We start from the raw sequence: 21,564 nt of genomic DNA, 5'->3' as shown, positions 1-21,564 counted from the left end.
TAAAAATTAATCGATTTAGCATACTCGGTTAAAACGATAAAATCATCTTTCATGTGAATACGTCTTTATTTGCGGCGTTTTTTTCCTGTCAAAAAGTTCATGGCCTGCGTATAGCCTGTTGGTGTAATACGCTGTACGAGATCGATAATTTTGGCATCTGTTCCAATTAAGACACGGCGCTCGTCTTTTTTTACAGCCTTTAAAATGGCCTGTGCTGCTACATCTGGCGGGGTTTTAAGCATTTTATTGAAAGAACGGCTGGCACGCTCAGGGTTCATACCTAATGCACGAATACTGTCACTCATTCGTGCACTATTGGCAATATTAGTACGTATACCACCGGGATGAACACAAGTTGCACTGACGCCACAGTCTTGCAAATCTAACTCTTGACGTAGTGCCTCGGTAAAACCACGGACAGCAAACTTTGTCGCATTATAGGCACTTTGAGTAGGTTGAGCAGTAAGTCCAAATAAACTTGAAATATTCACAATATGCCCAGAACCACTTTGTTTTAAGTAGGGTAAAAAAGCTTTGGTTCCATACACCACACCCCAAAAGTTGATGTTGAAAATCCATTCGGCATCTTCATAGCTTAAGCCTTCAACAGTGCTCGCTAACGCGACCCCTGCATTATTAAAAACTAAATTGACCTGCCCAAAGTCTTGCTCACACTGCTTTGCCCAGTCCTCTACTGCCTTACGGTCTGAAACATCTAGTTTTGTGAGCGTGACTGAAACAGGATAATCTTTGACGTGGTTTAAGGTTTCCGCCAAACCTTGTTCATTGAGATCACTGAGTGCCAAATGTGTACCTTGCTTTGCAAGTTGAATCGCCAACTGCTGCCCAATGCCAGAACCTGCACCTGTGATCGCAGCCACTTTATTCTCAAAATTTTTCATAATGCTCTCTAAATATAGTGTTCTAAATATCGTTTTACACTTAAACGCCATGCTGAAGGTTCAAGTGCTCTAGTCTACGCAGACAAGGTGCTATTTTAGTTAATGTACAAAAAATACAGTCATGAATGAAATGATCATTTCTAATGATTCAGTATGTATAAAATTCATGAGTGGTATTTTAAATATAATAGGACTTACGCACTGTTATTTATAGACTCTCTGTGGTAGCAGATGATTTTTATCGAGAATAAAGTCATCAATGAAGTTTTTGATCATTGGTCTAAATAACTTCTTCTGCCAACGATATACATTTTCAAAGATCCGCTCAAACTGGTTCTTTTGTATCTCAACGTAGGCCATCAAGGCTGAAAAAATATGATTCGAAATCAGTTTAGATCGTCTTACTTGAAACTTTTCAATATGACAAACCTGTTTAATCACTCGGTGATATTGTTCTATTTTCCAATGACTTGAATGTAATTCATGAAAACCCTCAAAGGACAATAAATCATCTTCATCTTGATGCACAATATAAAACCTCTGCTGTTCTTTTAACTGAGTCTTAAATAATTGTACAAAGCCAAAATCTTTGAGCCAGACCACTTGACCCTGATGGAAATTTGGCAATAAACGCAGTTGAAACCATTGTCCTTTTTCTGGGGAAACCTTACGGTTACAGTCGATACCAAACATAAATCGAATACCATATTTTCTTATGGTTTTTAGATTTCCAGTCGATGAATACCAACTATCACCTGTAATAAATTGAATCTTTGCACCCCAACTGAGTACTTCACTTAACATATCCATAAAGTAATCATTCTTGGTTTTACTTTCAGATTTGTCATAAATTCGGAAATTAATTGGAATATTTTGACCATTTTGATCTGTCGCATACAAGGTAATGAGATTAATACCCTTGACGGATCGGTGGTGTTTGCCTGACCAAAAATAGCTAACTAAGTCCATATGCTGACTATATGGTTTATCTAAAACAGTATCATCAATACTGACTATAAGTTTATTATTATCAATATGTTGAATTGCTTCTTGATATAGGTCGTGAGGTGTGTAGTCTTCACGCTCTAGAAAGCGATTTACACTATCATGCGAGATGTTATAAGTCTCGGCAAGTTGTGTGCAGCTAATAGAGTTCGGTTCTGTCATGAGAAAGCCCATATAAATGGGTAGTGTACAAGTTGCTGTAGAAGCATTTTTAATTCGTCTGATCACAGATACTTTATAAAGTATTTTAATACTTTTTTGAATCCGTCAATGCGTAAGTCCTATATAAGATCATTTTTTATTTTTTTGTATTTTCAAGTGATAGGGCTCTAAAAACTGAAAGCAAGTTACTGATATCTATATACTGTCCTCACAGGCTTTAGACTATAACAGCCCTGAGCAATTCTGCTTCATCTGTTATATTTTTTTAATCTTGTTTTTGTACCTGTTTCATCAGTTGTTTGCTTTGCATAATGTACTCATCACCTCAGTTGAGTGCAGTAACCATGAAAGATCTAGACTCAAAAAAACCAGCAAAATATGCAGATAGTTCAATTTCAGATAAAGCTTTTAAAAACATGATTATCTGGTTTGCGATTTACTGTGGGCTTTTTTGTATAGGTGTGATTTTCTTTGTCGGTGCAGATCAAAACTACCTTCTTCAATAAGAATCTGAAGTTTGCTGCACTAATATCAACATCTAAATTCGGGCCTCAAAATTAAACTCCACGAGAAAATACACTTTGGAGATTAAACCTAGACATGGGTTTAATCTCTATTTTTTTGAGTTGAAGACTAGTAAAACGGCAGTTAAATTATATTTTGAATGGTTAATGTCATTACAAATGAATGACGGGGATGTGTAAAGATCAGACTTCAAGCCCAAATCACTAAAAACGCTGCAATCACTACCAATACAATACCAAGATGTTCAGCACGTGCCAGCTTTTCTTTAAAGAAGTAGGCTGAAATCAACATACTAAAAATAATCTCAACCTGCCCCAAAGTTTTTACAATGGGCACGGACTGTATACTCATGGCACTAAACCAACCCAGTGACGCCAAAAAACTACATAAGCTGACACGAAATGTAAGTCCAATACGCTGCCACATGGCCCATAATGTTGCACGGCGAAATATACCCAAATACATTAAAAGTAAAAAGCACTGTGTCCCAATCACCATTAAGAGCACCCAAGCAGCACGGTGAATAAATGGTAAATTATCTAGTTCTAAACTGGCCTCACGTACCAAGAGCGAGGTAATGGCAAAACATAAACCACTACCGATACCTATACATAAGGTTTGCACGGAAAAATCAGAAAAGTCCCGCCCTTTGGACATTAAAAAAACTGCAAAACCTCCGACAGCAACCCCAAACCAGCCTAAAAGGCTTAAATGATCGGATAGAAAGACCACGGCGATAATCGCGGCAAGTACTGCCTCACTTTTAGCAAGACCCACCCCAATTGCATAATTTTTTTGCTTAAAAAGTTGCACCATCAAGGCTGTCGCTGCAATTTGGCTCAATGCTGCAATAAGTACATAAATAGCAAAACGGAGATTGAAATAGACGGACTCTGTCACAGGTTGGAAATGGTAAAGGCAACTGATGTAAATCAGTGCTCTGTACACGACAAATTTCACAGAACCCTTATCCTATCAGGATTCTGCCTTCTTAAAATTGCCAAAATCTCCTTAAACTCTTCTTTTTTCCCAAAACCAATTAAACGCTGAATCGCCATTTGAACATAGTCTAAACCATAGCGAAATAAACTCATTGAGAGTCGTCCATGCTTCTTTATTTTTATCGCTTTTTTTTGATCATGTTGCCATTCACCCGTTAAGTAACACCAACAGAAGCTTATAGCTAACACCGCAATCAATTTTTTCACTCGTCTAGGGTCTGTCAAGCGCGTATTTTCAAGATTAAACCCGCGTCCTTTGAGACAACTGAATAAGGTTTCAATTTCCCAGCGTAATGCATAATCCTCAATAGCATTGGCATTAAACTGAGGAGAAACGACGAGTAAAAGCTCTCCATTTTCTAACTGTAGTGCACTTATATATAGTTTCACCCGACCAACCAAAATCCGTCGTTTACGACATTCAATTTGACCAACTTTAAGATGGCGAAATAAATCACTAATTTTATGATTCTTTCCTAAATGATTGGTGACAATGAAGTTTTTTTAACACGAATGCAGAAGTTGATGTCTTGTTCAATTAACCATGTAAACCACTGCTCACCGATAAACTCTCTGTCTGCGAACACATTCACAATACGGTCTTTACCAAAAATGGCTATAAAGCGTTGAATCAAAGCAATGCGCTCTTTCGTATCTGAATTTCCACGTTTATTAAGTAATGTCCAAACGATAGGTATCGCTATTCCACGATAAACGATCGCAAGCATCAGGATATTAATATTTCGTTTTCCCCATTTCCAATTGGTTCTATCTAAAGTCAGTTGCACTTTGTCGAATGAAAACATATTGAAAATCAACTGAGAAATTTGACGATAATCAAAATACTGACCTGCAAAGAAGCGCTGCATACGTCGATAAAATGATTGTGGTAAGCACTTGATGGGCAAGGCTTTAGATGCAGAAGAAAGATTACATGTTTGCTTTAAAATAATCACAAGCATGATGAGCGCAAAGCACTTTAAATGTGACTTGTTCCATTTTAGAGATTTGTTTAAGATAAGATATAACTCATTGAGATGTGTCATAGTATTCGTCGTTAGAAAACAATTATTATGACATTATTTCAATGAGTTATCTATTTTTGTCGTGTACAGAGAAATCAGTGCTAAAGGTAAAGCAAAAATGAACCGCGCTAGAGTTACTCCATAAACATCTACAGTAGTACTGAGTTGCTTTTGAAAAGCGTTGCGCCAAGCCTGCATGAAAGCGGCCATAAGCGTAAAAAGAATCCATGTTATTGTCATCAAGTACTCTATATACAGTTACTTACCTCACATAATGTAACCCGTTGATGGCAGCAACTGTGCTTTATTTTCATGACTTATTCTTATGTGACAAATAACTTAAGTTCTGACGAAACTTCTACTATTGCATTACTTTCGCAACATTTCCTCAAAATTGAGTATTGAGGAAATTAAACAGCAAGACATAAAAAACCGAAGGGCTTATCCTTCGGCTTCTATGTGAAATTTCACTTCGATCTATACATATCAAAGTGAAAACGGGTTATCACTTCAAGTATTAGAAGTTATAAATCGCAACCAAGTTCACACGGTTGTCTTCACCTTTTTTACTACCATTTGCCGCAGGTGCAAATGCTTCACGCTCACCGTAAACATACTCTACGCCAAGGCTAACAGGCTGAACTGGGCTATAGAATAAATTACCCCATGCTTGCCATAAGTTTTTATTGATTTTGGTGTCATCAGCTACAGCATCAAGGTAGTCCTGATTTTTATCAAAAGTCATATAACCATAAGCCAAAGTACCACGTAATTTGTCATTAAACTTCTGTGTTAAACCAACAGTAATTGAGTCAAACTCACTTTGTTCAATACTTGTTCCTGTTGCAACTACGCCAGGGTTTGTAAAGGATACAAAGCTGCTATCACCTTTTACATGGTAGTAGTCAGCTTTCACAGAAGTCACAGGAGTAATATCAAATTTGGCACCAACACCTACGCCATACGCCCACTCTTCTTGATTTTGAATACGTTTTTCATGCGCCATTGCACGTCCACTGACTGAAAGGGCATCATTAAACTTATGATTTAGTCGTCCTGTAAATGCAGGCATACGTTGGCTCATGCCGGCATCTTTCGGGTCTTCCACTGCCGCGACTAAGTTGGTATTTGGCGTGAATTTATGGGTATAACGCACTTGAGGGGTACGTTTAATTGAAGCACCCACATAAGCCAAAGCATCAATCGTTTCAGGAATATAGTCTGGAGTCGCAAAGTTTGACCACGTTTGACCAATTAGCCAGTTACCATAGTTTAAATACGCATGACGAATACGTAAATTATCAAGGTTTGAGAGGTGGATCAGGAAATTTGAACAACACTTATAAGTGATATTTTGCTCCCCAAATGATGTTATAAACATCAATATATGGAGTATTTTATGACACGTAGACCAAGAAGAAATCATTCAAATGACTTTAAAGCTAAGGTAGCACTTGCTGCGATTAAAGCAGAAAAAACACTTGCTGAATTGAGTGCTGAATTTGATGTTCATCAAAACCAAATTATTGACTGGAAAAATCAATTGATCTCAGCTTCCTCGCAAGCTTTCGATCAATCAAAAGCTCCATCAGAACCCCCCATTGATCTTAAAAAGTTACATGCAAAAATCGGTGAGCAGGCATTAGAAATTGATTTTTTAGAAGGTGTGTTGAAGAAACTGGGCCGCTTCAACCACAAAAGTTAATCGATGACTCACTTCAGATTTCAGTATCTAAGCAAGCTAAGCTGCTGAAAGTCTCCCGTGGTTGTTATTACTATCGCCCAAAACCTGTGAGTGAATCAGATCTGAAGCTGATGCGCTGTATGGATGAGTTACATATGCAATACCCTTTTGCAGGTAGCCGGATGATGCGTGATTTATTGAATCGTCAAGGACATCATATAGGACGACGTCATACACGTACTTTAATGAAGAAAATGGGCATTAATGCGTTATATCGTAAACCAAATCTAAGTCAGGCCAATCAAGCTCACCGTAAATATCCATATCTGCTCAAAGGATTGGCTATTCAGCGCAGTAATCAAGTGTGGTCTACGGATATAACGTATATCCCTATGGCAAAAGGCTTTGTTTATTTATGTGCTGTGATTGATTGGCATAGCCGCAAGGTACTTGCGCATAGGGTATCGATTAGTATGGAGGTGGATTTTTGTATTTCGGCTTTAAATGAAGCGATTGAAAAATATGGATCACCTGAAATATTTAATACAGACCAGGGCAGTCAGTTCACCAGTGATGCATTTATTGATGTATTGAAATCAAATGGCATTCAAATCAGTATGGATGGTAAAGGTCGATGGATTGATAATGTGATGGTTGAACGGTTATGGAGAAGCGTTAAATATGAAGAGGTGTATCTCAAAGCTTATAGCAGTGTCACCGATGCGAAAAAGCAATTAAACGCATATTTTGAATTTTATAATTTGAAACGACCTCATTCGAGTCTGGACAAAATGACTCCAGATGAGTTTTACTATGACCAGCTACCACAACAAAATAAGGTAGCTTAACTAGAGCAGAATATCACTTATAAATAAGCTTTTAGTTGTTCAAACAAGTGGGACCACCTCTTTGCACCGCCTAAAAAGTCGACCTCAATTTTAGCATTTAAGTTCTGATCGGCGACTGGTGCTTTAAAGTCCAAACCTAATCGCATTGCTGAAAGGGTTGATCTTAAACGATCGCTATTTTCAGCATTTCCGTCTAAAGGTACACTATTGATTTGGTTATAGGGCATATCACGAGCACCACCTTCAGCTTGATACGATGCGTCCATTCGAACATTACCGTATAAGTTGAACTCTGCCCCACCTTTGGTCAAACCTAAACCCGTTTTTTCAACCGTTTTTGGCGTCGTCAACACTTGACGTTCAACAGCGCTCAATTTAACAGCTTGCTGCTGTTGTTGCTGCGTATTCTGTTGAAGTATTTGTTTTAACGCATTAATTTCATTTCTAAGTTGCTCAATCTCTGCCGTTGTATTGGTTTGTGCATGTAATGCTGCACTACTTAACATGGATAAAGTGACAACTAAAACGTTCTTCTTAAATTGTTTCATTTAACACGGGTCCTGTGTATTTAAGTCTGTCCTGACTTTTACTCTTTAATATTTAGCTCTCTTTTTCATCGCTGTTTTCTAACGCAATGCATTTCTTTTAATACTTTAAAATGAAACTTTTTATCGCATTAAAAATCGCGTTAAAAAACAACTTATAAAAAGCAAATTGATTTTAACAGTTCATACAGTTTTTGAAATGAGCCTACTACTAATGCACTAGACTCATGGGTTCAGTATTATTTAATTGGCTGTCGATTTAACTGCATCAAACACTTGTTTTGATTTGGTTTTTTCACCATCTACAGACACTTTTAAATTGACCATAAACACTGCCAAAGCTGCAATCACACCTGGTATCGCAATCACGAGAAAATTCATTTGATGTGGCAACTCAAAAGTTAATAATGCACCTGTTAATACTGGTCCAACAATTGCGCCAATGCGTCCTATGCCTGAAGCCCAGCCCATCCCTGTAGAGCGCACCGCAGTTGGATAGAACTGTGCAACAAAGGTATACAGTAGAATTTGTGAACCAATGGTTGCTGCGCCCGCAATTGCAATTAAACAGTACAGCACCATTTGTGGACTGTTGAAACCAAGTAGAATTAGTGCAATAGCACCCACGGTGAACATGGTTGTTAAAACTGGTTTTAAGTGGAAACGGTCTGCGAGCGCACCGCCGCCAATTGCTCCCACCATACCGCCAATATTTAAAGCAAATAAGAAAATCATACTTGCACCAAGCGAATAACCTGCTTGAATCATTAGTTTTGGTAACCAGCTTCCAAGCGCATAAACCATGAGTAAGCACATAAAGAATGCCACCCAAAACATCATGGTGCTAAAGGTACGACCTTGTTGGAACAATGCCTTTAATGGAGCATCATCACCTGCAACAGGTTCGTTGAGCTTAAATGTCGTTTCTGGCTGAATGGCTTGCTCAGGTGCAATTTTTTGCACAATTTCACGGACTTTTTCAGTTTCGCCTTTTTTAGTCAGGAACATTAAAGACTCAGGTAAAAACTTCCAAAGAATCGGCAAAGCCAGAAATGGAATGATGGCGATATAGAACATGATTTTCCAACCATAGTCTGTTACCAACCATGCACCCAGTAAAGCTGACGTCATCCCGCCAATAGCATAACCACTGAACATAACCGCCACGAGTGTGCTACGAATACGCTTCGGGGCATATTCAGTCATGAGTGCGACCACGTTTGGCATCACTCCACCAATGCCAAGTCCCGCAAGAAAACGTAAAATACCAAACTCAATAGGATTGCTTGCAAATGCGCCTAGAAAGGTGAAGCCACTAAAAATAGCCACACAAATCATAATGGTCTTTTTACGGCCCAATTTGTCAGACAACGTACCAAAACTCATCGCACCGAACATCATGCCAAACAAGGCTGTACTTGCAAGTAAGCCTGCTTGTACTGCACTGAGTCCCCACTCTTGCATCAGAAGTGGCAACGCCACGCCATAGATGACTAAATCATAACCGTCAAAAATAATAATCAGTAGACACCAAATGAGTACACTCCAATGAAAGGGCGTAAATTTGGCTTCATCGACCACCGTGTTGATGTTAACTGGATTTGTATTCACTTTAAGCCTCCTGCTTGCGAATGTTTGTTGCTGTGCACATTGCAGCAAAAGTAGCTTTCTTGTCCAAAACCGAATAACTCTATATTTATACCTTTAAGGTCGGTTAAGGTTTTTATTGTTTTAAATAAATAGCTTATATAAGCCATGATTGCAGTGAGAGACAGAAAATAAGCAAAACCAAGTGAAAATGACTATAAAAAAAGCCATCCCCTAAAGATGGCTGAAATGGTTCGTTTTCAAATGTAGACTTTAAAAGTATCGTGGAATTTAAATCCCCAAGTTTAGATAAATGCACGGTCATATTTGATCGCTTCAAGGTCATAGACCTGATAAATGCAATCAAATAGTGAACGAATATCTTCGCTTTCATCCATGGAACGAATCGCCAGAAAAATGGGGCTGGTCGCTGCATCATCTAAGATTGGAATATAGTTCAAATGCGGCAGTTGAATAGTTCGTGCACTTTCTGGAACCACACAAATTCCTTCTCCAGCGGCAACTAACCCCAGTGCCAACTGTATTTCACGAACTTCTTTTAAATGTTTAGGTTCCAGCCCGTATTCTGAAAACAACCCTTGGACTTGGGTAGAAAAGTTTGGCTTGGGATGACTTGGATAAAGAAATAAGTTTTGATCGACCAAATCCGACAGGTAAATGCCTTGTTTTTGCGCTGTCAAAGGATGACTAGAATGTGCCGCTAACATCAACGGTTCTTCACGCAGTAAAACCCGACGCACAGCAGGATCTGAAATACGTAGACGTCCGAAACCAACATCAATCCGCCCTTCTTTTAAGGCCTGAATTTGGTCTTTGGTACTCATTTCAATCAATTCGATTTTTAAATGCGGCTGCTGTTGGCGAAATAAATACACAATTTTAGGCAATAAACCATATAACAACGATCCCACAAAGCCCATGGTCACCGTTTTTTCAACCAAGCCTACACGCTGTGTCATGGCTTTGACTTCTTCGGCATTAGACAAAAGTTTAACAGCGTGTTGATAGAAGAATTGTCCTGCTTCCGTGGTCTTGAGTGGACGGCTGCCACGTTCAAATAATTGCACCCCCAATTCAGCCTCTAGATTTTGTATCTGGCGGCTTAGAGGAGGCTGCGCAATGAATAATTTTTCAGCAGCTTTGGTAAAACTCTGCTCTTCTACAACAGCTACGTAGTAGCGGAGGTGTCTCAATTCCATGACTATTTATACCTTTAAGATATATTAAAATGCTAATTTGATCTTCGACAGTTCATATTTATTCTTTTAAGGTATATCAAATCAGGTACACAACGCAAGGCTGCGCAGAGTTAAGATGTATAAATCTATAGAAACCTTACTCGTCGAAATCCCCACTATTCGCCCACACAAAATGGCGGTAGCGACTATGCAAACGCAAACGCTTGTCTTGGTGAAAATCAGCACTGAAGATGGCTTTGTCGGTTGGGGTGAAGCGACAACAATTGGCGGACTGGGCTACGGTGAAGAAAGCCCAGAAAGTATTAAGACCAATATTGAAACTTATTTTGCACCTTTATTGAAGTCCCTTAAAGCTCAAAATATTGCACAAACTATGCGTGCTTTAAAAAAGAATATTAATGGTAACCGTTTTGCCAAATGTGCAATTCAAACGGCTCTACTCGACATTCAAGCGCAACGTTTAGATTTACCCCTTTCTGAAGTGTTAGGCGGCCGCTTACGTGACAGTTTACCTGTACTTTGGGTGTTGGCATCTGGTGACACTGAAAAAGATATTGCTGAAGGCCGAAAAATGATTGAGGCAAGACGCCACAATATTTTCAAACTTAAAATCGGTTCACGCCGTGTAGAAGAAGATGTTGAACATGTTCTTGCGATTAAACAAGCGCTGGGTTCAGACATTTCTATCCGTGTCGATGTGAACCGTGCATGGTCTGAGCTAGATGCGATTAAAGGCATTCAACTCCTACAAAATGGTGGTGTTGATCTGATTGAACAACCGTGTGCGATCGACAACATTGATGCGATGCAGCGTTTAACGCGACGTTTTGATCTTGCCATCATGGCGGATGAATCGCTCATGGGACCAAGCTCAGCCTACCGTTTAGCCAAAACCAATGCGGCCTCTGTTTTTGCAGTCAAAGTGGCTCAGTCTGGTGGACTAATTGAAGGTCATGAAGTCGCGAAGATTGCCAACTTAGCAGGCATAGATTTGTATGGCGGAACCATGCTTGAAGGTGCCGTCGGCACGATTGCTTCGGCACATTTGTTCTCGACCTTTGAAAATTTAGCCTATGGCACCGAGCTATTCGGTCCTCTGCTGTTAACCCAAGATATTTTAAAAACCCCACTTCAATACACTGACTTCGCCTTGCACTTACCCCAAGGCAAAGGACTCGGTATTGAACTGGATGAAAACAAGATTGATCAGCTACGCCGCGCTTAAGCGACGTCTTAACCGTTTAGGAGTTACACATGCTTTTTCACGTACGTATGGATGTAAACATTCCACTGGATATGCCTGCTGAAACTGCCAGTGAAATTAAAGCAGTCGAAAAAGCATATTCGCAAGAGCTACAAGCTCAAGGCAAATGGCGACATATTTGGCGTATTACAGGTCAGTACTCAAACATCAGCATTTTTGATGTAGACAGCAATGAAGAGCTACACAACATTTTGCAAGGTTTACCCCTGTACCCGTATATGAACATTGAAGTGATGCCTTTAAACCGACATCCATCGTCTATTCGTGAAGATGATCGTTAATTAAATGGTCGAATAGAAACAGCTGAATCACTGACATCTAATCTACGATCCAGTGAAGGATATTAACAAGGAACGTGGCAGCTAAGCTTTTCAACCTATTCATAAAGCTAGCCACCACACAGCAAACATACTTAAGGAGCAATAGTATGAATCGTCAACAGATTGATGCATTAGTCAAAACAATGAATGTGGATACAGCAACCGGTTCTATAGACGCACGTACTCAACAAATTGTGGTTCGCCTATTGGGTGACTTATTCCAAGCGATTGAAGACTTAGATTTGAGCCAAACTGAAGTTTGGAAAGGTCTTGAATACTTTACGGATGCAGGTCAAGCCAATGAACTTGGTTTACTTGCGGCTGGTCTTGGTCTTGAGCATTACCTCGACTTACGTGCAGACGAAGCCGATGCCAAAGCAGGCATTACAGGCGGAACGCCACGTACCATCGAGGGTCCTTTATACGTAGCTGGTGCACCTGAATCGGTTGGTTTTGCACGTATGGACGATGGTTCTGAAGAAGGCAAAATTCCGACTTTAATTATTGAAGGGACAGTGACTGACACTGATGGTCAGATTATTGAAGGTGCAAAAGTTGAAGTGTGGCATGCCAATAGCTTAGGCAACTACTCTTTCTTCGATAAGTCACAATCAGACTTCAATCTACGTCGTTCAATCATGAGTGACCAAGATGGTAAATACGTTGCTCTCACCACGATGCCTGTTGGTTATGGTTGCCCACCAGAAGGGACAACTCAATTTGTATTGAACAAGTTAGGCCGTCACGGTAACCGCCCTTCGCACGTACATTACTTCGTATCTGCGCCAGGCTACCGTAAGTTAACCACCCAATTCAACATTGAGGGTGACCAATACCTGTGGGATGACTTTGCATTTGCAACACGTGAAGGCTTGGTGGCTACCGCTGTCGATATCACTGATGAAGCTGAAATTGCACGCCGTGGTTTAACAGGTCCATTCAAACACATTCAATTCAATGTTGAACTGGTGAAAGACCAAGCGGCTGCACCATCAACTGAAGTTGAACGTCGTCGCGCTAGCGCTTAATTACCCTTGGAACCGAAATAGCCACTGCAAAGTCGCATTTCGGGGACTTCCTCACTTTTGGAAAGTCGGAGAACGGACATGCCACGTATCCCAGTTATTAATACTAGCCATCTCGATCGTATCGACGAATTACTTGTCGACAACTTTGAAACAGGCGAATTCAAACTTCATCGTTCAGTGTTTACTGATCAAGCCCTTTTTGACCTAGAAATGAAGTATATCTTCGAGGGTAACTGGGTTTACTTGGCACATGAAAGCCAAATTCCAAATAACAATGACTATTACACGACGTATATTGGCCGTCAGCCGATTCTGATTGCACGTAACCGTAATGGTGAACTCAATGCCATGATCAATGCCTGTTCACACCGTGGTGCACAGCTTTGTCGTAATAAACGTGGCAATAAAGCAACTTATACATGCCCTTTCCATGGTTGGACATTTAATAACTCTGGCAAACTTTTAAAAGTAAAAGACCCAGCAGACGCAGGTTATTCAGACTGTTTTAACCATGAAGGTTCACATGATCTGAAAAAAGTTGCACGTTTTGGCAACTATAAAGGTTTCTTGTTCGGCAGCTTAAATCCAGATGTTCCCTCTTTAGAAGAGTACTTAGGCGAAACCAGCAAAATCATTGACATGATTGTGGATCAGTCTGAGCAAGGTCTTGAAGTTTTACGTGGTGCATCTACCTACACCTATGAAGGCAACTGGAAACTCACTGCAGAAAATGGCGCAGATGGTTATCACGTTTCTGCGGTGCACTGGAACTATGCAGCGACCACTCAACAACGTAAAGAAAAACAAGCGGGTGACAACATCCGTGCCATGAGCGCAGGCGCTTGGGGTAAACAAGGCGGTGGCTCATATGGTTTTGACAATGGTCACATGCTGCTTTGGACACAATGGGCTAACCCTGAAGACCGTCCAAACTTCCCGAAAGCTGACGAATACTCTGAAAAATTTGGCGAAGCAATGTCGAAGTGGATGATTGAGCGCTCACGCAACTTATGTCTTTATCCGAACGTCTATTTGATGGATCAATTCGGTTCACAAATTCGCGTACTTCGCCCAATTTCAGTCAATAAAACTGAAGTCACGATTTACTGTATTGCCCCTGTAGGCGAAAACGCGGAAGCACGTACGCGTCGTATTCGCCAGTACGAAGACTTCTTCAATGCCTCAGGCATGGCAACACCGGATGATTTAGAAGAATTCCGTGCATGCCAAGCGGGCTACGCAGGCATTGAACTGGAATGGAATGATATGTGCCGCGGTTCAAAGCATTGGATTCATGGCCCAGATGATGCTGCCAATGAAATTGGTCTAAAACCAAAACTTTCAGGTATCAAAACTGAGGATGAAGGGCTCTACCTTGCCCAGCACCAACACTGGTTAGACATGATGAAAATTGCAATTGCCAATGAAAAAGCACTGGCTGTTGAAACTGCAAATGAACAAGGAGAAGTTGCATGAATGCTCCTACAACACTCAACACCGTTAGCATCGAACAAGTCAGTCAGTTTCTGTATCAAGAAGCGCGCTTTTTAGATGATGAGCAATGGGATGATTGGCTTGCATGTTATGCCCCTTCTGCATCGTTTTGGATGCCTGCATGGGATGACGACGATACCTTGACTACAGATCCGCAGTCTGAAATTTCCCTGATTTACTACCCAGACCGCCAAGGTTTAGAAGACCGTATGTTCCGCATTAAAACTGAGCGCTCTTCTGCGACCATGCCAGACACGCGTACTTGTCACAATGTGAACAATATCGAAGTGATTGAGCGTGATGGAGACAAAGTTACCGTCCGTTTTAACTGGAATACGCTGAGCTTTCGCTACAAAACCAGTTATAGCTACTTTGGTATGTCACGTTATGAAATCGACTTTTCAGGTGAAAAACCACAAATTTTAAGTAAATACGTGGTACTGAAAAACGATTATATCAACCAAGTGATTGATGTTTATCACCTCTAAGTTTTAGCCACACATCCTTAGTATGCTTTCAGCCAAATGGAGTTTTGGCTGAGAGTTCCAAGTTTTAAAGTTTTTAAAGTTTTTAAAGTTTTTAAAGTTTTTAAAGTTTTTAAAGTTTTTAAAGTTTTTAAAGTTTTTAAAGGATATTCAGCCATGTCAAACCACAATGTTGCACTTCAATTTGAAGATGGCGTAACGCGTTTTATTACCGTGACTCAAGGTGAGTATTTATCAGATGCCGCTTACCGCCAAAAAATTAACATTCCGCTAGACTGCCGTGATGGTGCATGTGGGACTTGCCGCGCTTTTTGCGAATCTGGTAGTTATGACATGCCTGAAGAGACGTATATTGAAGATGCGTTAACACCAGAAGAAGCGGAACAAGGCTATATTTTGGCGTGTCAATGCCGTCCGACTTCGGATGCCGTATTCCAAATACAAGCTTCATCTGAAGTCTGCAAAACCGAAATTCACCAGTATCAAGGTACTTTAGTCGCTGTCGAAAACTTATCAGAATCGACCATTACTTTTGATATTCAACTTGATGAAGGTCAACCTGACATTCACTTCCTTGCTGGTCAATATGTCAACGTCGGAATTCCAGACACAGCAGAAACGCGTTCCTATTCATTTAGCTCAAAACCGGGCAACCGTCTAACGGGCTTTGTGGTACGTAATGTGCCGAATGGCAAAATGAGTAGCTTTTTAAGTAGTACTGCCAAAGCGGGCGATAAAATGACTTTTACAGGTCCATTTGGTAGCTTCTACCTACGTAATGTGGTTCGTCCTGTTGTCATGCTTGCAGGCGGTACAGGTATTGCCCCTTTTATGTCTATGCTACAGATTTTAGAAGAAAAAGGCGCTGAACACCCTGTTCGTTTGGTGTTTGGTGTCACCAATGACTTCGACTTAGTCGCTTTAGAACAGCTAAATGCCCTCCAAGCTAAACTGCCATGGTTTGAATACCGTACTGTGGTTGCAAGTCCAGACTCTGCGCATGAGCGTAAAGGTTATGTGACTGGGCACATTGACAATGAATGGCTCAATGGCGGTGATGTTGATGTCTACCTTTGTGGTCCTGTCCCTATGGTTGATGCTGTTCGTGGTTGGTTAGATAGCGAAGGTGTAAAACCTGCAAATTTCCTGTTTGAAAAATTCTCTGCAAACTAATACGCCACCCAATATTTAAGTTATAGAAAAAATGATACGCGAAAATGTCATGCGCAATTGTTCGAGGCCAAACTGCTTGGTAAAAATGCTTTTTCTGCGAGGAAGATATCAAGTAATCGGTTTCTGACGAGTTTTGCGATGAGGTGCACTGCACCGTAAGGTGGTTTCTTGCGAAGCGCTGCTTCTCATTTTCCCAAAAGAAAAGTAAGTCCAACCGAAGGTTAATCCGGTAAGTGATATTCAAATGTTAGGACACCGGCGTGCCAAATTTATAAATTTAGAAATTCATCTTTATATTGGATGATGAGCGAGTTAAAAAAATGGCGTTGAATCAAAGATTTTTAAACAAAGTCGTGATTGTGACTGGTGCCGCTCAAGGCATTGGTCGCGGTGTTGCACTCCAAGCAGCTGACGAAGGTGCGCAAGTTGTTTTAGCCGACTTATCTGACTATGTCGATGAAACATTAGCAGAAATTGAAGCAAAACAAGGTGATGCAATAACAGTCAAAGCTAACCTTGAAACCTTTGCAGGTGCTCAAAGTGTTGTAGACAAAGCACTTGAAGTCTATGGCCGTGTCGATGTGCTCATCAACAACGTCGGCGGTGCAATTTGGATGAAACCTTTTGAAGAGTTTTCTGAAGAAGAAATTATCAAAGAAGTCAATCGCTCATTATTCCCAACGCTGTGGTGTTGTCGCGCTGTTTTACCTGAAATGATTAAAAATCAGAAAGGTACGATTGTAAATATATCATCTATTGCAACCCGAGGTATTAACCGTGTGCCCTATTCGGCTTCCAAAGGTGGGGTCAATGCCCTTACTGCATCACTTGCTTTTGAGCATGCTAAAGATGGGATCCGAGTGAATGCAGTTGCTACGGGTGGAACCGAAGCACCGCCGCGTAAAGTGCCGCGTAATACAAATCCACTGTCTGAAAATGAAAAGTCGTGGATGCAACAAGTGGTCGATCAAACTATTGATCGTAGTTTTATGAACCGTTATGGCACGATTCAGGAACAAGTGAATGCGATTGTATTCCTTGCTTCAGATGATTCGTCATATATGACAGGTACAGTTGTTCCTGTCGGCGGTGGCGATCAAGGCTAATTGATCGTTACATTACTTTTATATACAGGATCATGTCTGCATGGAGGCAAATGAATGGCTACCCTGTTTAAAACTTTGAAAGAAGATTGGTCTATTTCAGCCACTGTCGCAGGATTTTTGGCCGTGCTGATTTCCTATTCAGGGCCACTCATTATCTTTTTTCAGGCTGCGCAACAAGCTCAGGTTTCCCCGACCATGATGATTTCATGGATTTGGGGTATTTCTATTGGAGCAGCCGTGGCAGGGATCTTTCTTTCCATTAAGTTTAAAGTCCCTGTGATTACAGCATGGTCTGCGCCAGGTACGGCTTTGTTGGTCACGCTGTTCCCGAATATTAGCCTGAATGAAGCTGTAGCCGCTTATATTACCTCAGCCTTGGTGATTTTCCTGATCGGAATCAGTGGTTACTTCGATAAATTATTGAAATGGATTCCGCAGTCAGTAGCTGCTGGGATGATGGCAGGTATTCTATTTCAGTTTGGTTTAGGTCTGTTTAGCGCAACTAACAGTATGCCGATTATTGTGTTTAGCATGCTATTTGTCTTTTTAGTCGCAAAACGAATTTCACCGCGCTATAGCATGCTTTGGGTACTGCTTTCAGGTGTGGCCTTGAGCTTTGGGCTTGGTGAAATGAATGCGGTGAGTTTAGATTTCCAACTTGCTATTCCTCAGTTCATTAGCCCTGAATGGACTTGGCACTCCACCTTAAACCTTGCCCTGCCTTTGATTTTAGTCAGCCTGACAGGACAGTTTCTACCAGGCATGGCCATCATGAAACTGAGTGGTTATGACATGCCTGCCAAGCCGATTATCACCACCACCAGTATTGCGTCTTTAGCTGTTGCATGTGTCGGCGGTATCACCATCGTTTTGGCATCGATTACGGCTGCATTGTGTATGGGCAAAGATGCGCATGAGTTAAAAGAAAAACGCTATATCGCAGGCGTAGCAAACGGCATTTTCTATATTTTAGGTGGTTTGTTTGCAGGCAGTATCGTTCTGCTCTTCAGCTTGCTGCCGAAAGAGCTTGTTGCCGCATTGGCTGGCTTGGCCTTATTGGGTGCGATTTCAACCAATATCGCTGTAGCCATGAAAGATGAATCTCAACGAGATTCTGCCCTCATTACTTTTTTAGCTACAGCTTCAGGTATGCACTTTTTGGGTCTAAGTTCCGTTTTTTGGGGCATCGTCATTGGTTTAACTGCGTATCTAATTTTAACCAAATGCAGCCCTGATGTTTCAGCTTTAGCTTCAACTCCAAGCTCCAATCCAAGTTCCAAAAGTTAATAGGTACGCTGTACCTAGGACAATATTATGATTGATAAAAGTTCAGCTTCTATAACAGAAGCACTTTCGCAAATAAAGGATGGCTCAACCATCATGATCGGTGGTTTTGGTACCGCAGGGCAACCTGCTGAACTGATTGATGGCTTAATTCAACTCGGCATTAAAGACCTTACCATCGTCAGCAACAATGCTGGTAATGGCGACTATGGTTTAGCCAAGCTCCTCAAAGCAGGTGCCGTGAAAAAAGTCATCTGTTCGTTTCCACGTCAGTCTGACTCTTGGGTCTTCGATGAACTCTATCGTGCAGGAAAAATCGAATTGGAACTGGTGCCTCAAGGCAACTTGGCTTGTCGTATTCAAGCCGCAGGTATGGGACTCGGTGCAGTGTTCACCCCAACTGGCTACGGCACCTTATTGGCCGAAGGCAAAGAAACCCGTCACATCGACGGGAAAGATTATGTACTGGAATATCCAATCAAAGCTGACTTTGCTCTGATTAAAGCACAGAAAGGCGACCGTTGGGGTAACTTGGTCTACCGCAAATCAGCACGTAACTTCGGCCCGATTATGGCCATGGCCGCAGGCGTGACTATTGCACAAGTGTCTGAAGTGGTGGAACTGGGGGCTTTAGACCCTGAACACATCATCACCGCAGGTATTTTTGTTCAACATGTGGTGCAGGTTCAGCCTGAACCAGTTGCTGTGTAATCGGGAGACTTTCATGAGCTATCAAAAACTCAGCCGTAACCAAATTGCAGAACGTGTCGCACAAGATATTCCAGATGGTGCGTATGTCAATCTCGGGATTGGCTTACCGACCAAGATTGCCAGTTACTTACCAAGTGACAAAGACGTATTCTTACATTCTGAAAATGGCTTATTGGCTTTTGGTCCACCACCTGAAAAAGGTCAAGAAGACCCTGAGTTGATTAATGCGGGTAAAGAATATGTGACCATGCTCGAAGGCGGTGCTTTTTTCCACCATGGCGATTCTTTTGCCATGATGCGTGGTGGTCACTTAGATATTGCAGTATTAGGTGCCTTTCAAGTGGCAGCCAATGGTGACTTGGCCAACTGGCATACCGGTGCACCCGATGCGATTCCTGCCGTCGGTGGTGCGATGGACTTAGCCGTCGGTGCCAAGAAAGTCTTTATCACCACCGACCATGTCACCAAACAGGGTGAACCGAAGATCGTGGCTGAACTGAGCTATCCAGCGACAGGTTTGAAATGTGTCGATCGTATCTACACTGACCTGTGTGTGATTGATGTCACCGCAGACGGTTTAAAAGTGATTGAGAAAGTCGACGGTCTAAGCTTTGCAGAATTGCAGGCGATGACGGGTGCTCCATTGGTGGATGCGACACAGTAAATTTCAGAAAAATTTGCTAGAGCTTATAGTCATCAACAACCTGTCGAGCGCTTTAAAAATATTGTTTTTGCAACAGCAGTGGAAAATTGCTGTGAGTGAACAGGTTTTGTTGATGACAAAGTTTTTGGTCACTTTTTTAAAAAAGGGACGAGAACGAGTTACTGCTATTTGACTGAACACGATAAGACTCCGTCGTGAATAGATACAGTTGATCTATCAGCAGAGTCCCGTTTTAAAGGACAAGATTAAACATGAAAGACGCATATATTATCGATGCCATTCGTACCCCATTCGGCCGTTATGCAGGTGGACTCGCTCCGATCCGTGCCGATGACTTGGGTGCAGTGCCAATTCAAGCCTTAATGCAACGTAATCCAAGTGTAGATTGGACCCAAGTCGATGACGTGATTTATGGTTGTGCCAACCAAGCGGGTGAAGATAACCGTAATGTGGGGCGTATGTCAGCACTGCTTGCAGGTTTACCCGTTGAAGTTCCTGCCACGACTGTGAATCGCTTATGTGGTTCATCCCTAGATGCCATTGCGATGGCAGCCCGTGCAATTAAAGCCGGCGAAGCAGATTTAATCATCGCAGGTGGCGTCGAAAGTATGTCTCGTGCACCTTTTGTGATGGGGAAATCAAAAACAGCTTATGGCCGTAGTCAAAAGATTGAAGACACCACTATGGGTTGGCGTTTTATCAATCCTAAGCTCAAAGCGATGTATGGTGTAGAGACCATGCCGCAAACCGCGGAGAACGTGGCACAACAATTTAATATTGATCGCGCAGATCAAGACCAGTTTGCCTTGGCGAGTCAACAGCGCACCGCAACCGCGCAAGCTCAAGGCTTTTTTACGCATGAAATCATCCCTGTGAATATTCCACAGCGTAAGGGTGATCCGATTGTGGTCGACACGGATGAACATCCACGTGCATCGACCACCTTGGAAGCTTTGGCAAAACTGAAGCCAGTCGTGACAGCAGAAGGCACCGTCACTGCAGGAAACGCATCAGGCATCAATGACGGTGCGGCTGCTGTACTGATCGCTTCAGAAGCAGCGATTGAGCAGTACCAACTTAAACCCCGTGCCAAGATTATTGCATCTACAGCTGTGGGGGTTGAACCTCGCATTATGGGCTTTGCACCTGCACCTGCCATCAAAAAGTTACTGAAACAAGCCAATCTGACATTAGAGCAGATGGATGTGATTGAGCTGAATGAAGCTTTTGCTGCACAAGCACTGGCCGTTACCCGTGACCTAGGTCTGGCAGATGACACCACACAAGTGAATCCAAACGGTGGTGCAATTGCGATTGGTCATCCACTGGGTGCATCGGGTGCACGTTTAGTCACCACGGCTTTAAACCAGTTAGAACAAACGGGTGGAACCTATGCCTTATGTTCAATGTGTATTGGGGTCGGCCAAGGCATTGCAATGATTATTCAGCGGGTTTAACCCTCCTTCTAATCTGACGTGGTGTTTCTGCTCATAACACGTTTTGCTGATAACAACAGTGGAAACACTCAAAA

At 41.7% G+C, this 21,564-nt stretch carries 19 protein-coding genes and 4 pseudogenes; 13 read left to right on the top strand and 10 right to left on the bottom strand.

Features of this window, described 5'->3' with window-relative positions:
• Positions 1-65: 65 nt before the first annotated feature.
• Positions 66-902, bottom strand: a complete 837-nt coding sequence (locus AC4CUX_RS15815) for an SDR family NAD(P)-dependent oxidoreductase (RefSeq protein WP_279692289.1) — start codon at positions 900-902, stop codon at positions 66-68.
• A gap of 204 nt (positions 903-1,106) precedes the next feature.
• Entirely contained in the window at positions 1,107-2,135 is a 1,029-nt protein-coding gene (locus tag AC4CUX_RS15810) for an IS701 family transposase (RefSeq protein ID WP_490751649.1), read from the bottom strand.
• A gap of 278 nt (positions 2,136-2,413) precedes the next feature.
• Here AC4CUX_RS15810 and AC4CUX_RS15805 point away from each other — a divergent pair, with 278 nt between their 5' ends.
• The gene (locus AC4CUX_RS15805) at positions 2,414-2,575 is read left to right on the top strand and encodes a hypothetical protein (RefSeq protein ID WP_004979714.1); all 162 of its coding nucleotides are present in this window, start codon (positions 2,414-2,416) and stop codon (positions 2,573-2,575) included.
• A gap of 208 nt (positions 2,576-2,783) precedes the next feature.
• Here the strand turns inward: AC4CUX_RS15805 and AC4CUX_RS15800 are convergent.
• The 4 genes and pseudogenes from AC4CUX_RS15800 to AC4CUX_RS15785 form a co-directional block, all read right to left on the bottom strand.
• Positions 2,784-3,533: pseudogene (locus AC4CUX_RS15800) on the bottom strand (EamA family transporter); the annotation flags it as partial.
• A 17-nt stretch (positions 3,534-3,550) separates the two neighbouring features.
• A protein-coding gene (locus tag AC4CUX_RS15795; protein WP_490792115.1) for an IS4-like element ISAba1 family transposase occupies positions 3,551-4,641 on the bottom strand; the annotation gives its coding sequence in 2 pieces (ribosomal slippage) (positions 3,551-4,101 and positions 4,101-4,641; 1,092 coding nt in all).
• A 66-nt stretch (positions 4,642-4,707) separates the two neighbouring features.
• Positions 4,708-4,860, bottom strand: a pseudogene (locus AC4CUX_RS15790) (multidrug transporter); the annotation flags it as partial.
• A 277-nt stretch (positions 4,861-5,137) separates the two neighbouring features.
• A pseudogene (locus AC4CUX_RS15785) lies at positions 5,138-6,004 on the bottom strand (DcaP family trimeric outer membrane transporter); the annotation flags it as partial.
• 15 nt (positions 6,005-6,019) lie between these two features.
• Between AC4CUX_RS15785 and AC4CUX_RS15780 the strand changes: the two are divergent.
• Positions 6,020-7,152, top strand: a protein-coding gene (locus tag AC4CUX_RS15780) for an IS3 family transposase (RefSeq protein WP_490792228.1) whose coding sequence is annotated in 2 segments (ribosomal slippage) — positions 6,020-6,272 and positions 6,272-7,152 — 1,134 coding nt in all. Because the reading frame shifts where the segments join, the coding sequence is not laid out codon by codon here.
• 65 nt (positions 7,153-7,217) lie between these two features.
• Here the strand turns inward: AC4CUX_RS15780 and AC4CUX_RS15775 are convergent.
• The 3 genes and pseudogenes from AC4CUX_RS15775 to AC4CUX_RS15765 all read right to left on the bottom strand — a co-directional run.
• A pseudogene (locus AC4CUX_RS15775) lies at positions 7,218-7,700 on the bottom strand (DcaP family trimeric outer membrane transporter); the annotation flags it as partial.
• 240 nt (positions 7,701-7,940) lie between these two features.
• A complete protein-coding gene (locus AC4CUX_RS15770; protein ID WP_078425584.1) occupies positions 7,941-9,308 on the bottom strand; it encodes an MFS transporter in 1,368 nt (455 codons plus the stop codon).
• Between the two features lie 281 nt (positions 9,309-9,589).
• Complete coding sequence (locus AC4CUX_RS15765) at positions 9,590-10,504, bottom strand: LysR family transcriptional regulator (protein WP_130235429.1); 915 nt, start codon at positions 10,502-10,504, stop codon at positions 9,590-9,592.
• Between the two features lie 115 nt (positions 10,505-10,619).
• On the opposite strand from AC4CUX_RS15765, the gene AC4CUX_RS15760 reads away from it, so the two are divergent.
• The 5 genes from AC4CUX_RS15760 (at position 10,620) to benB (ending at position 15,098) form a co-directional block, all read left to right on the top strand.
• Positions 10,620-11,729: a muconate/chloromuconate family cycloisomerase gene (locus AC4CUX_RS15760; protein WP_151836562.1), complete on the top strand. Its 1,110-nt coding sequence runs from the start codon at positions 10,620-10,622 to the stop codon at positions 11,727-11,729.
• 29 nt (positions 11,730-11,758) lie between these two features.
• Positions 11,759-12,049 (top strand): muconolactone Delta-isomerase, encoded by a 291-nt coding sequence (gene catC / locus AC4CUX_RS15755; RefSeq protein WP_005399484.1) that lies wholly within the window; start codon positions 11,759-11,761, stop codon positions 12,047-12,049.
• 146 nt (positions 12,050-12,195) lie between these two features.
• A complete protein-coding gene (catA, locus tag AC4CUX_RS15750; RefSeq protein WP_279690726.1) occupies positions 12,196-13,116 on the top strand; it encodes a catechol 1,2-dioxygenase in 921 nt (306 codons plus the stop codon).
• Between the two features lie 78 nt (positions 13,117-13,194).
• Positions 13,195-14,592 carry a benzoate 1,2-dioxygenase large subunit gene (gene benA / locus AC4CUX_RS15745; RefSeq protein WP_279043317.1) on the top strand — a complete coding sequence of 466 codons (1,398 nt, stop codon included), beginning with the start codon at positions 13,195-13,197 and terminating at the stop codon, positions 14,590-14,592.
• A complete protein-coding gene (gene benB / locus AC4CUX_RS15740; protein WP_279690724.1) occupies positions 14,589-15,098 on the top strand; it encodes a benzoate 1,2-dioxygenase small subunit in 510 nt (169 codons plus the stop codon). Before benA ends, benB begins: the two co-directional genes overlap by 4 nt.
• A gap of 17 nt (positions 15,099-15,115) precedes the next feature.
• Here the strand turns inward: benB and AC4CUX_RS15735 are convergent, their stop codons facing one another.
• Complete coding sequence (locus AC4CUX_RS15735; RefSeq protein ID WP_490792547.1) at positions 15,116-15,253, bottom strand: hypothetical protein; 138 nt, start codon at positions 15,251-15,253, stop codon at positions 15,116-15,118.
• Between AC4CUX_RS15735 and benC the strand changes: the two genes are divergently transcribed.
• From benC to pcaF, 6 genes are all read left to right on the top strand, one after another.
• A complete protein-coding gene (gene benC, locus AC4CUX_RS15730) occupies positions 15,252-16,268 on the top strand; it encodes a benzoate 1,2-dioxygenase electron transfer component BenC (protein ID WP_490792546.1) in 1,017 nt (338 codons plus the stop codon). The genes AC4CUX_RS15735 and benC overlap by 2 nt on opposite strands.
• A 320-nt stretch (positions 16,269-16,588) precedes the next feature.
• A complete protein-coding gene (gene benD, locus AC4CUX_RS15725; protein WP_279690719.1) occupies positions 16,589-17,374 on the top strand; it encodes a benzoate diol dehydrogenase BenD in 786 nt (261 codons plus the stop codon).
• A gap of 54 nt (positions 17,375-17,428) precedes the next feature.
• On the top strand, positions 17,429-18,661 hold the full coding sequence (gene benE / locus AC4CUX_RS15720) for a benzoate/H(+) symporter BenE (protein ID WP_279690718.1): 1,233 nt from the start codon (positions 17,429-17,431) through the stop codon (positions 18,659-18,661).
• Between the two features lie 27 nt (positions 18,662-18,688).
• Positions 18,689-19,369 carry a 3-oxoacid CoA-transferase subunit A gene (locus tag AC4CUX_RS15715; protein ID WP_279690716.1) on the top strand — a complete coding sequence of 227 codons (681 nt, stop codon included), beginning with the start codon at positions 18,689-18,691 and terminating at the stop codon, positions 19,367-19,369.
• 13 nt (positions 19,370-19,382) lie between these two features.
• Positions 19,383-20,033, top strand: a complete 651-nt coding sequence (locus AC4CUX_RS15710; RefSeq protein WP_078425589.1) for a 3-oxoacid CoA-transferase subunit B — start codon at positions 19,383-19,385, stop codon at positions 20,031-20,033.
• Between the two features lie 251 nt (positions 20,034-20,284).
• Positions 20,285-21,490: a 3-oxoadipyl-CoA thiolase gene (gene pcaF / locus AC4CUX_RS15705; RefSeq protein WP_279690714.1), complete on the top strand. Its 1,206-nt coding sequence runs from the start codon at positions 20,285-20,287 to the stop codon at positions 21,488-21,490.
• Positions 21,491-21,564 lie beyond the last annotated feature (74 nt).

The sequence above is a fragment of the Acinetobacter sp. 231_lipA genome (assembly GCF_058243005.1).
This window is presented reverse-complemented; position numbering and strand designations above follow the sequence as displayed.

Excerpts from the sequence above, each read along its gene's own strand:
- AC4CUX_RS15815 (WP_279692289.1), bottom strand. The coding sequence starts at position 902 with ATGAAAAATTTTGAGAATAAAGTGGCTGCGATCACAGGTGCAGGTTCT.
- AC4CUX_RS15805 (WP_004979714.1), top strand. The coding sequence starts at position 2,414 with ATGAAAGATCTAGACTCAAAAAAACCAGCAAAATATGCAGATAGTTCA.
- AC4CUX_RS15765 (WP_130235429.1), bottom strand. The coding sequence starts at position 10,504 with ATGGAATTGAGACACCTCCGCTACTACGTAGCTGTTGTAGAAGAGCAG.
- AC4CUX_RS15760 (WP_151836562.1), top strand. The coding sequence starts at position 10,620 with ATGTATAAATCTATAGAAACCTTACTCGTCGAAATCCCCACTATTCGC.
- catC (WP_005399484.1), top strand. The coding sequence starts at position 11,759 with ATGCTTTTTCACGTACGTATGGATGTAAACATTCCACTGGATATGCCT.
- catA (WP_279690726.1), top strand. The coding sequence starts at position 12,196 with ATGAATCGTCAACAGATTGATGCATTAGTCAAAACAATGAATGTGGAT.
- benA (WP_279043317.1), top strand. The coding sequence starts at position 13,195 with ATGCCACGTATCCCAGTTATTAATACTAGCCATCTCGATCGTATCGAC.
- benB (WP_279690724.1), top strand. The coding sequence starts at position 14,589 with ATGAATGCTCCTACAACACTCAACACCGTTAGCATCGAACAAGTCAGT.
- benC (WP_490792546.1), top strand. The coding sequence starts at position 15,252 with ATGTCAAACCACAATGTTGCACTTCAATTTGAAGATGGCGTAACGCGT.
- AC4CUX_RS15735 (WP_490792547.1), bottom strand. The coding sequence starts at position 15,253 with ATGGCTGAATATCCTTTAAAAACTTTAAAAACTTTAAAAACTTTAAAA.
- benD (WP_279690719.1), top strand. The coding sequence starts at position 16,589 with ATGGCGTTGAATCAAAGATTTTTAAACAAAGTCGTGATTGTGACTGGT.
- benE (WP_279690718.1), top strand. The coding sequence starts at position 17,429 with ATGGCTACCCTGTTTAAAACTTTGAAAGAAGATTGGTCTATTTCAGCC.
- AC4CUX_RS15715 (WP_279690716.1), top strand. The coding sequence starts at position 18,689 with ATGATTGATAAAAGTTCAGCTTCTATAACAGAAGCACTTTCGCAAATA.
- AC4CUX_RS15710 (WP_078425589.1), top strand. The coding sequence starts at position 19,383 with ATGAGCTATCAAAAACTCAGCCGTAACCAAATTGCAGAACGTGTCGCA.
- pcaF (WP_279690714.1), top strand. The coding sequence starts at position 20,285 with ATGAAAGACGCATATATTATCGATGCCATTCGTACCCCATTCGGCCGT.